The sequence below is a fragment of the Mesorhizobium sp. M2C.T.Ca.TU.002.02.1.1 genome, from assembly GCF_003997225.1.
In genome coordinates this window covers 1-10,014 of sequence record NZ_RZTO01000150.1, presented here as the reverse complement: position 1 = coordinate 10,014, position 10,014 = coordinate 1, and the positions used below count along the sequence as shown (strand labels likewise).

Annotated in this window: 8 protein-coding genes and 1 pseudogene; 7 read left to right on the top strand and 2 right to left on the bottom strand. The window is 63.7% G+C overall.

What is annotated here, in order from left to right:
* The 6 genes and pseudogenes from EOD07_RS10855 to ftsH form a co-directional block, all read left to right on the top strand.
* Positions 1 to 163, top strand: a pseudogene (locus EOD07_RS10855) (PD40 domain-containing protein); the annotation flags it as partial.
* A gap of 76 nt (positions 164 to 239) precedes the next feature.
* A complete protein-coding gene (locus EOD07_RS10850) occupies positions 240 to 617 on the top strand; it encodes a four helix bundle protein (RefSeq protein WP_127235435.1) in 378 nt (125 codons plus the stop codon).
* Positions 618 to 860: 243 nt separating this feature from the next.
* A complete protein-coding gene (gene pal / locus EOD07_RS10845; protein WP_040991697.1) occupies positions 861 to 1,367 on the top strand; it encodes a peptidoglycan-associated lipoprotein Pal in 507 nt (168 codons plus the stop codon).
* Positions 1,368 to 1,584: 217 nt separating this feature from the next.
* Complete coding sequence (gene ybgF / locus EOD07_RS10840; RefSeq protein WP_127235434.1) at positions 1,585 to 2,751, top strand: tol-pal system protein YbgF; 1,167 nt, start codon at positions 1,585 to 1,587, stop codon at positions 2,749 to 2,751.
* On the top strand, positions 2,745 to 4,130 hold the full coding sequence (gene tilS, locus EOD07_RS10835) for a tRNA lysidine(34) synthetase TilS (RefSeq protein WP_245470031.1): 1,386 nt from the start codon (positions 2,745 to 2,747) through the stop codon (positions 4,128 to 4,130). Before ybgF ends, tilS begins: the two co-directional genes overlap by 7 nt.
* A gap of 104 nt (positions 4,131 to 4,234) precedes the next feature.
* Complete coding sequence (gene ftsH / locus EOD07_RS10830; protein ID WP_040991702.1) at positions 4,235 to 6,169, top strand: ATP-dependent zinc metalloprotease FtsH; 1,935 nt, start codon at positions 4,235 to 4,237, stop codon at positions 6,167 to 6,169.
* A gap of 417 nt (positions 6,170 to 6,586) precedes the next feature.
* Here ftsH and EOD07_RS10825 read toward each other — a convergent pair whose 3' ends face one another.
* Together EOD07_RS10825 and EOD07_RS10820 are read right to left on the bottom strand one after the other, a co-directional pair.
* Positions 6,587 to 7,039, bottom strand: a complete 453-nt coding sequence (locus EOD07_RS10825; RefSeq protein WP_127235433.1) for a hypothetical protein — start codon at positions 7,037 to 7,039, stop codon at positions 6,587 to 6,589.
* Between the two features lie 239 nt (positions 7,040 to 7,278).
* Positions 7,279 to 8,118 carry a hypothetical protein gene (locus EOD07_RS10820; RefSeq protein WP_127235432.1) on the bottom strand — a complete coding sequence of 280 codons (840 nt, stop codon included), beginning with the start codon at positions 8,116 to 8,118 and terminating at the stop codon, positions 7,279 to 7,281.
* Positions 8,119 to 8,485: 367 nt separating this feature from the next.
* Between EOD07_RS10820 and glmM the strand changes: the two genes are divergently transcribed.
* Entirely contained in the window at positions 8,486 to 9,838 is a 1,353-nt protein-coding gene (glmM, locus tag EOD07_RS10815; RefSeq protein ID WP_127235431.1) for a phosphoglucosamine mutase, read from the top strand.
* Positions 9,839 to 10,014: the final 176 nt, after the last annotated feature.

The window sequence follows — 10,014 nt, the reverse complement described above, 5'->3', positions numbered from 1 at the left end:
GGAGGGCCCGACCTGGGCGCCCAACGGCCGCGTCTTGATGTTCTTCCGCGACTCCGCCGGCGGCCCGAAGCTGGTTTCGGTCGATCTGACCGGCCGCAACGAGCAGCAGATTCCGACGGCGAACTATGCTTCGGACCCGGCTTGGTCGCCGTTGCTGGAGTGAGGGGCGGGAAGAAGAGGAATTGAAGAACTGATGAATTGGGGAACTGGGGAACTGAAGAATTGAAGAACTGAAGAAAATGGAGAGGCAGGGACGCTACGTTGGACGTGCAAGGGAGCTGGAGGTCTACAAGCGAGCCTATCCAGTTTCTCTTGAAATTCACAAAGCCACGCTGGCCTTTCCGAAGATCGAGCAATACGCGCTAGCCGATCAGTTGCGCCGCTCCAGCAAGGCCGTCTGCGCCAATTTGGCTGAGGGCTTTGCCAAGCAGCCTCATTCCAAAGCTGAATTCGCTCGCTTCATTTCAATGGCTATGGGGTCGTGCAGCGAAGTCGAGACATGGATCTCCTACGCGTTCGACCTTGAGTACATCTCGAAGACACAGCTTGACGAGTGGTTACGATCCTACAACCAGATCTACGGAATGCTGGTGAATCTCAGAGGGTCGCTCAAGTGACCCCTTTCTCCAGTTCTTCAATTCTCCAGTTCCCCAATTCCCCTTTTCCACGGCTTGGTCGCGTTTTGGCCGTATTTCCGCCTACGGTCCGCGGGCATTGTCGATCTTGGTAAATGCGTGGATGCGTAACGGCCGAGGACGGCGGCCGAAACCAAAAATTAACCGTGTTTCTTGAATGCCGGTTAACCCAAACGTGGTTACTGGGTGATCAACGAAATCACTCATATGCGAAGGAGAGGCGGCATGGGCCGTATCGCAGCACTTACCAGAAACCCGGCGATGATTGCGCTGGTGGCGGCTCTCGCCATCACCGGTTGCGCCTCGAAGAAGACCCCGAACAGCGCGGCGGATCTCGGCCTCAACGGCGCCGGCGCCGCGACGCCGGGTTCGGCTCAGGATTTCACCGTCAACATCGGCGACCGCATCTTCTTCGACACCGATTCCTCGTCGATCCGCGCCGATGCGCAGACCACGTTGTCGCGTCAGGCGCAGTGGCTCAATCAGTATCGCCAGTACGCGATCGTCATCGAAGGCCATGCCGACGAGCGCGGCACGCGTGAGTACAATCTGGCGCTGGGTGCCCGCCGCGCCGCCGCCACGCGCGACTTCCTGGTCTCCAAGGGCGTCTCCGCCAGCCGCCTGAAGACGATCTCTTACGGCAAGGAACGTCCGGTCGCGGTCTGCGACGACATCTCCTGCTGGTCGCAGAACCGCCGCGCCGTCACCACGCTTTCCGGCGCCGGCTCCTAAGGCCAGTCCCGCGGCCGCCGCTTGGCGCGACGCGCAGGCGGCAAAAATACAACATCGCAAGAATCAAAGGCGGCCTCAGGGCCGCCTTTTTCATTTGCGACACCTCGAAACAAAATTTGGCCGAAGTCTCGCGTCCTGCTATGAGCGCGAGGGCGCTTGCTCCCCCTGTTTTGATTTGGAAAGGCGCATCAGGCCAACACCCACCGCGAGAGACAGAATGCATTTCAGAACGGTCCTGAGCGGCACGCTTGCGCTGCTGCTCGTATCAAGCCTCCCAAGCCTTGCCGCGTCGGCCAACGGCGCCGGGCAGGCCTCCGACAGTGGCTTCACCTTCCATCTGCCGACACTCGGCATCTTCGGCGACAAGAAGAAGCCGGAACCGGCGCAGATCGCGCAGGACAACAGCGGTGGCATGACCGGTCTGGAAGACCAGCTGCGCCAGTTGAACGGCAAGATCGAGGAGATGAATTTCCAGATCCTGCAAATGCAGGAACAGATCCGAAAGCAGCAGGAAGACAACGAGTTCCGCTTCCAGCAGCTCGAGGGCGGTGCGCAAGGCGGCGCCAAGCCGGCCGGGCAGAAGAAGTCGGAGGCCGCGCCCCAGGACGGGAACCGCAACGGCGGCAACACCAATCTCGGCGATGCCGGTACCGGGGATTCCGGCACGGGCGACGCCGGAACCGACAACAGCGTCGCCCAGGCACCGGCGACGCAGGCGCCGGCCGACACCGGTGGGCAAGATGGCGGGGGCAAGACCGTCGGCGACGTGATCGTGGAATCGCAGACCGGCGATCCCGGCAAGCTGATCACCGGCGCGCCGCCGAAGAATTTCGGCACCATCACCGTCGACAAGAACGGCAACGTGGTCAATGCCGAGACCGGTTCGCAGGCCAGCGCGCCGACGCAAGCTCCCGCGGCCACGGCAAACGCTCCTTCCGCCGAAACGCCGGCCAGGAAGAACAAGGCCGGCGGCACCGAAGTCGCGGCCCTGCCGTCGACCGACAATCCCGACGAACTCTATCGCAATTCCTACCAGTTCATCCTGTCGGGCGACTACCCGACCGCCGAGCAGGGTTTTCGCGATCATATTTCGCGCTTCCCCAAGGACGCCAAGGCGGCGGACGCGCATTACTGGCTGGGCGAGTCGCTGCTCGGTCAGCAGAAATACCGTGACGCGGCCGAAGTCTTCCTCGCCGCCAGCAAGGACTATCCGAAGGCCAAGAAGGCGCCCGACATGCTGCTCAAGCTCGGCGTTTCGCTGGTCGGCCTGAAGCAGAACGACGTGGCCTGCGCCACCTTCAACGAGATCGGCAAGCGCTATCCCGACGTTTCCGGCACGCTCAAGGAGCGCATCAAGCAGGAAAAGGCGTTGGCGGCGTGCTGACGCCCGATACCAAAGCTGACCTCTCAGACCGCCTTTTCTCAGACCTGGACTTTTCGAGCGGCGCCGTTGCAGCCGTATCCGGCGGCAGCGACTCGACCGCCCTTCTCCTCCTCCTCAAGGATCACCTCGACCGGGCCGCATCGGGCGCCAGGCTGCTCGCGGTGACGATCGATCATGGCTTGAGGCCGGATTCGAGCGTCGAGGCGCGGCAGGTCGCCGATTTCTGCGCCGAGCGCGGCATCGCGCATCGCATTCTGGCCTGGCGCGGCGACAAGCCTGCGAGCGGTCTGCCCGCGGCGGCGCGCGAGGCCCGTTACGGGCTGCTGGCGCAAGCAGCCGATGCCGAAGGCATCAAACTGATCCTGACCGGCCACACCGCCGACGACCAGGCGGAGACGGTGCTGATGCGCCAGGCGCGCGACGATGACGGCCGCGGCCTCGCCGGCATGGCGCCCGCCACGCTGCACGACTGGCGGACATGGATCGTCCGGCCGCTGCTCGGCACAAGGCGCGCGGCGCTGCGCGACATGCTGCGGGCCCGCAATGTCGGCTGGATCGAGGACCCGACCAATATCGATATCCGCTTCGAGCGACCGCGCGTGCGGGCGAAGCTCGTGCAGGGCGAAGGCGAACGGCGCATCGCGGAAGCGCTGGCGCGGTCGCGCCAGGCGGCTTTCGCGCGCCAGGATATCGGTCGCCGCGCCGCCGTGCTTGTCGCCGCGCTTGCCGACAGACCAGGTCCGGGCCTCATCCGCCTCGATCGCGATTTCGCCGGGCAGGAGGATGGCGAAGCGGCCATCTATGCGTTGCGCATCCTTTTGGCCACCGTCGGCGGTGTGTCGTTCCTCGCCGATGAGGCGCGCTGCGCTGCGTTGCTTTCGCGCCTGCGGTTGGGGTCGCTTTGCGCCACATTGTCGCGGACGGTGGTCGATGCGCGGCGAACCGGCATTTTCCTCCGCCGCGAGAACCGCAACCTGCCCGCTGCCCTGCCGCCGTCGGATAACCAGCTTTGGGACAATCGGCGACGCATCACTTTGAAAGAACGCATCACTTTGAAAGACAGGCCGGGCGACTTGGTGATCGCGCCGCTGGGGTTCGCCGCCGCCAGGCAAGCGTCCTTGAGCGAGGATGTTCCGCAAAGCCTCTCACGCGCGGCGCTGGCCATGGAGCCGGCGCTGTGGCGCGGTGGCGTGTGCCTTGATGTTACTGGTGGCGATGCCGGCTCGCTGGCGGTTCCGGTGGTGGCCCCTTTCGCCCGCTTCCTGCCGTCCTTCGATCTTAAGCCCGCCGCCGCCATCGCGGCGCTTGTCGGCGCGCCGCCTTTGCCGGCGCCGCCATTCCTCGGCCATGATGGTGGCCGAGGGTGGGCGAAAGCTTAACCGATACATGCTGTTCTGCTTGGCAAGGGGAGGCGCTCTCCCTATGTTAGGCCCAAGCTTCTCCATCATCGCGGGTCCGTATGCGGGCCCCAACGGGACAATAGATGAATCCGAATTATCGCAACCTCGCGCTCTGGGCGATCATAGCCGTCCTGCTCATCGCCCTGTTCAATCTGTTCCAGACGCCTCAGACGCGCGGTGCCACGACGGATATCGCCTATTCGCAGTTCCTGCAGGATGTCGCTTCCGGCCGGGTCAAGAGCGTGACCATCGCCGGCGCCCGCATCTTCGGCAATTACACGGACAACGCCAACGGCTTCCAGACCTATTCGCCAGGCGACCCGTCGCTGGTCTCCAGGCTGCAGGACAAGAACGTCACCATCACCGCCAAGCCTGAGACCGACGGCTCCAATTCGCTGTTCGGATACTTGATCTCGTGGCTGCCGATGATCCTGATCCTCGGCGTGTGGATATTCTTCATGCGCCAGATGCAGTCCGGCTCCGGTCGCGCCATGGGCTTCGGCAAGTCGAAGGCCAAGCTGCTCACCGAGGCGCATGGCCGCGTCACCTTCCAGGACGTCGCCGGCGTCGACGAGGCCAAGGAAGACCTCGAGGAGATCGTCGAGTTCCTGCGCGATCCGCAGAAGTTCCAGCGCCTCGGCGGCAAGATCCCGCGCGGCGTGCTCCTGGTCGGTCCGCCCGGCACCGGCAAGACGCTGCTCGCCCGCTCGGTCGCGGGTGAGGCCAACGTGCCGTTCTTCACCATCTCCGGCTCGGACTTCGTCGAGATGTTCGTCGGCGTCGGCGCGAGCCGCGTGCGCGACATGTTCGACCAGGCCAAGAAGAACGCGCCCTGCATCATCTTCATCGACGAAATCGACGCGGTCGGCCGCCATCGCGGCGCCGGCCTCGGCGGCGGCAATGACGAGCGCGAGCAGACGCTGAACCAGCTGCTGGTCGAGATGGACGGTTTCGAGTCCAACGAGTCGATCATCCTGATCGCCGCCACCAACCGGCCCGACGTGCTCGACCCGGCGCTGCTCAGGCCCGGCCGTTTCGACCGCCAGGTCGTGGTGCCGAACCCCGACATCGTCGGCCGCGAGAAGATCCTCAAGGTGCATGTGCGCAACGTGCCGCTGGCGCCCAATGTCGACCTCAAGGTCATCGCGCGCGGCACGCCAGGCTTCTCCGGCGCCGACCTGATGAACCTGGTCAACGAATCCGCGCTGATGGCGGCGCGCCGCAACAAGCGGCTCGTCACCATGGCCGAGTTCGAGGACGCCAAGGACAAGATCATGATGGGCGCCGAGCGCCGCTCGTCGGCGATGACGCAGGCCGAGAAGGAGCTGACCGCCTATCACGAGGCCGGCCACGCCATCCTGGCGCTCAACGTGCCGACGGCCGATCCGCTGCACAAGGCGACCATCATCCCGCGCGGCCGCGCGCTCGGCATGGTCATGCAGTTGCCCGAAGGCGACCGCTATTCGATGAGCTACAAATACATGATCTCCAGGCTGGCGATCATGATGGGCGGCCGCGTCGCCGAGGAATTCAAGTTCGGCAAGGAGAACATCACGTCGGGCGCCTCCTCCGACATCGAGCAGGCGACCAAGCTGGCGCGGGCCATGGTCACGCGCTGGGGCTTCTCCGACAAGCTCGGCCATGTCGCCTATGGCGACAACCAGGAAGAAGTCTTCCTCGGCCATTCGGTGGCGCGCCAGCAGAACATCTCGGAAGAGACGGCGCAGATCATCGACGCCGAGGTGCGGCGGCTGATCGACGACGCCTATTCGACCGCGAAGTCGGTGCTGACCAAGAAGAAGAAGGACTGGATCGCGCTTGCCGAAGGGCTGCTCGAATACGAGACGCTGTCGGGCGACGAGATCAAGCAGCTGATCGCCGGGCACAAGCCCGCCAGAGATCTCGGCGACGACACGCCGCCCAGCCGCGGCTCGGCCGTGCCGAAGGCCGGCACGGGCGGCCGCCGCAAGAAGGGCCCCGAGCCCGAAGGCGGCATGGAGCCGCAGCCGTCAAGCTGAGGGTTTGCCTAGAGACAAGGAAACGCCGCGGGTGACCGCGGCGTTTTTTGTTTGGGAGGTTGGTGATTGGCGAAAGCCGGTGTGGCGGCCAATCTCCCCCCTCGTGGGGGAGATGCCCGGCAGGGCAGAGAGGGGCGCTGTCCCTCCGGCGTGTCTATCGTGACCTCGCGCGGGCGCGTCGCTTGGACAGCAAGCAATCCCAGGCTTTCGCCGAGCAATCTTTCCACCTTTTTGCGGAAGCGGCCCCATACGGACGCAAGGCCGCGTTCCTTCGCGCCCCCCTCTGTCCTGCCGGACATCTCCCCCACAAGGGGGGAGATTGGCAGCGTCGGCGGCCGCGCTCCCCTATCGAGCTACAACAAAAAGCCCGCGCATCTCGCGATGCGCGGGCTTTTTGTCTGAAAGAGGCTAAGCGGTTCAGCTCTTCAGCCTGGCATTGCAGAGGCTGTAATAACCGCCGCTCTTCTGGATCCAGCGAAGGCCGTTCAACGTACCCGCCTCCTTGTTGTCGTGGTAACCCTGCAGGCAGGTCTTCATCCGGGCCTTCGCGGGCTTTTCGGTCTTGAACTCGGCGGCGAGGGTGGTCGGGAATGTCACGCCGGCCGGCGCTACAGTGGGGGCGACCGCCGCGCTGGTTTCCGTTTTCTGCTGCCCAGCGGATGTGACCGGATCCGCGCTGACACTCTCCGCGGCGGACGTCGCGCACTTCTCCTTGCGGAAAGCGGCCCAGTCCATGCCGTTCAGAGTGCCATCTTCCTTGGCCGCTCGATAGGTTTCGCCGCATTCCTTCATCGTCAATGCGCTTGCAGGTGAGGCGCTCCAAGCGACCAGTGCCGTCACAGCCAACGCCGCCAATTTCAAATTGAACATTGAGACCCTCCCGATTGATAATAGCTTGATGTCTTTTTGTATACTGTTTGTTCCCTGTATGTTCAATAGGAATCTTTGCAAACTACCGACAGGCCTGGCGGTGGCAATGTGGGCGGATCGATGATGCCGGCAGTGACCGTCATATTCAGATGCGAGCAAGGCTGCTGGCGTCTCGCCCACAACAAAAGGCCCGCGCATCTTGCGATGCGCGGGCCTTTTCTCTTCGAATAGTTAGGCGATCAGCTCTTCAGCTTGGCGTTGCAGAGGCTATAGAAGCCGCCGCCTTTCTGGATCCACTTGAGACCGTTCAGCGTGTTGGCATCCTTGTTGGCATAGTACTGCTCGAGGCAGGTATGCATGCGGCCCTTGGCCGGGGTTTCGTTGGCGAATTTCGGCGAAATCGCCTTCGGGAAGCTCACGCCCTTCGGCGCCGCCACGCTCGGCTTTGCCGGCTCGCTGGTGTAGGTGGCTTCCGTTGGAGCCGGCACGGTGTCGTCGTCGGCAGCATTGGCGCCGCACTCGGCCTTGCGGAAGTCGTTCCACTTCATGCCGTTCAGCTTGTTGGCGGTCTTCGCGGCCTGGTACTTGGTGCTGCATTCGGCCATGGTCAGGCCCTTGCCGCCATCGGCAGCGGCGGTCGAGGTCTTGGTCGTGGCGGCCGGGGCGGCGGCGGCCGCGGCGGTTGCGCCAGGACCGCACTCGGCCTTGCGGAAGTCGTTCCACTTCATGCCGTTGAGCGTGCCGGCGGATTTTGCAGCCTGGTACTTGGCGCTGCACTCCTTGGAGCTCAGACCCTTGGCCGTGTCGTCGGCAGCGGCGGCCGTCTTTGCCTTCTTGGTCGTCTTGGTGTCGGCCGCCTTCGTATCGGTCGCCGCCTTGGTGTCGGTCGCTGCGGAAGCATCGCTGCCGCACTGCGCCTTGCGGAACTGGTTCCAGGTTTGGCCGGCGAGCGTTCCAGCATCCTTGGCCGCGTTATACTTGGTGCTGCACTCGGCCATGGTCAGCGCGCTGGCCGGCGCCGCCATGAACAAGGTTGCGACGGCGAGACCCGTCAAAGCTGCAAGTCTATGAATAAGCATGGCGTTTTCTCCCTTGCTGCCGCCAATAGGTGTCCCTATGCCAAATCAATAGCTCTCAATGTCCGGTTGCGCCAGATGCTTCCGGCGCGAGGCCCGTCACAAAGTGTGTTGCTCCCGATAAGGTGATGAATTGCTTGCAGGGTCGCCGCCGTCCAAGGTTTGCCGGTGGACAAGGCGCCGAAAAGGCTTGCGCGGGCAGGTGTAGCGCCGCCAAGTCGAAGGTGGTGGTAGGCTGTCGAATCACTTGCACCGCCTGCGACAATGATTTTCTAAGGATTGGTAATATATAATCACGAAATTTGATGATCGGATGCGGCCCAATTGTGGCAATACGGGCCGCTGAAAACCGACGGGGACTGTAAGGCACATGGCAGGTCAATATTTCGGCACGGACGGTATTCGCGGACGCGCCAACAAATTTCCGATGACGGCCGAGGTCGCAATGCGCGTCGGCATGGCCGCCGGACTTTCGTTCCAGCGCGGCAATCATCGTCACCGCGTCGTGCTCGGCAAGGACACGCGGCTTTCCGGCTACATGATCGAGAACGCCATGGTGGCCGGCCTGTGCGCCGCCGGCATGGATGTCTTCCTGCTCGGCCCGATCCCGACGCCCGCCGTCGCCATGCTGGTGCGCTCGCTGCGCGCCGACATCGGCGTGATGATCTCGGCCTCGCACAATCCTTATTACGACAACGGCATCAAGCTGTTCGGTCCCGACGGCTACAAGCTTTCCGACGAGATCGAGGAGCGCATCGAGAGCATGCTCGACAAGGACATCGAGCTGGCGCTCGCCGATTCCGACGGGCTCGGCCGCGCCAAGCGCGTCGACGGCGTGCATGACCGCTATATCGAATTCGCCAAGCGCACGCTGCCGCGCTCGATGTCGCTTTCGGGCCTGAGGATCGTCGTCGACTGCGCGAACGGCGCGTCCTACAAGGTGGCGCCCGAAGCGCTGTGGGAACTCGGCGCCGAGGTGGTGGCGATCAATGTCGAGCCGAACGGCTTCAACATCAACAAGGAGTGCGGCTCGACCCATCCGGCCGGCCTGCAGAAGAAGGTGCACGAGGTGCGCGCCGACATCGGCATCGCGCTCGACGGCGATGCCGACCGTGTCGTCATCGTCGATGAGAACGGAGCGATCGTCGACGGCGACCAGATCATGGCGCTGATCGCCGAATCCTGGCACCAGAGCGGGCGGCTGGCCGGCGGCGGCGTCGTCTCCACGGTGATGTCCAATCTCGGCCTGGAACGTTTCCTCGGCGACATGAAGCTGCAGCTCCATCGCACCAAGGTCGGCGACCGCTATGTGGTCGAGCATATGCGCGCGCATGGCTTGAATGTCGGCGGCGAGCAGTCGGGCCACATCGTGCTTTCCGATTTCTCGACCACCGGCGATGGCCTGGTGTCGGCCTTGCAGGTGCTGGCCTGCATCAAGCGGCAGAACCGCCCGGTCAGCGAATTGTCGAAGAAGTTCGAGCCGGTGCCGCAGCTTCTGAAGAATGTCCGCATCTCCGGCGGCAAGCCGCTGGAGGAAGCGCCGGTCAAGGCGGCGATCGAGGAAGGACGCAACCGGCTCGGCACGTCCGGCCGACTCGTCATCCGGCCCTCCGGCACCGAGCCGCTCATCCGCGTCATGGCCGAGGGCGACGATCCGCAACTGGTCGAAGCAGTCGTCAACGACATCGTCGGCATTCTGCAGGAAACCCGCAGCGCCGCCTGAACCCGGCCGTCGGGTTACGCGATGTCTTCAAGCCCGCCGCAAGGCGGGTTCAGACTGCTGACAAACCCCGTCGAATTTCGGCGGGGTTTTGTTTTATGTGATTGAAGCGTTTGAGAAGTTCGTGTCAGGAGATTTTGACAGGAGGCGCCGAGCCCTCATGCGAGGCTTGGTTTTGG

Excerpts from the sequence above, each read along its gene's own strand:
- EOD07_RS10850 (WP_127235435.1), top strand. The coding sequence starts at position 240 with ATGGAGAGGCAGGGACGCTACGTTGGACGTGCAAGGGAGCTGGAGGTC.
- pal (WP_040991697.1), top strand. The coding sequence starts at position 861 with ATGGGCCGTATCGCAGCACTTACCAGAAACCCGGCGATGATTGCGCTG.
- ybgF (WP_127235434.1), top strand. The coding sequence starts at position 1,585 with ATGCATTTCAGAACGGTCCTGAGCGGCACGCTTGCGCTGCTGCTCGTA.
- ftsH (WP_040991702.1), top strand. The coding sequence starts at position 4,235 with ATGAATCCGAATTATCGCAACCTCGCGCTCTGGGCGATCATAGCCGTC.
- EOD07_RS10825 (WP_127235433.1), bottom strand. The coding sequence starts at position 7,039 with ATGTTCAATTTGAAATTGGCGGCGTTGGCTGTGACGGCACTGGTCGCT.
- EOD07_RS10820 (WP_127235432.1), bottom strand. The coding sequence starts at position 8,118 with ATGCTTATTCATAGACTTGCAGCTTTGACGGGTCTCGCCGTCGCAACC.
- glmM (WP_127235431.1), top strand. The coding sequence starts at position 8,486 with ATGGCAGGTCAATATTTCGGCACGGACGGTATTCGCGGACGCGCCAAC.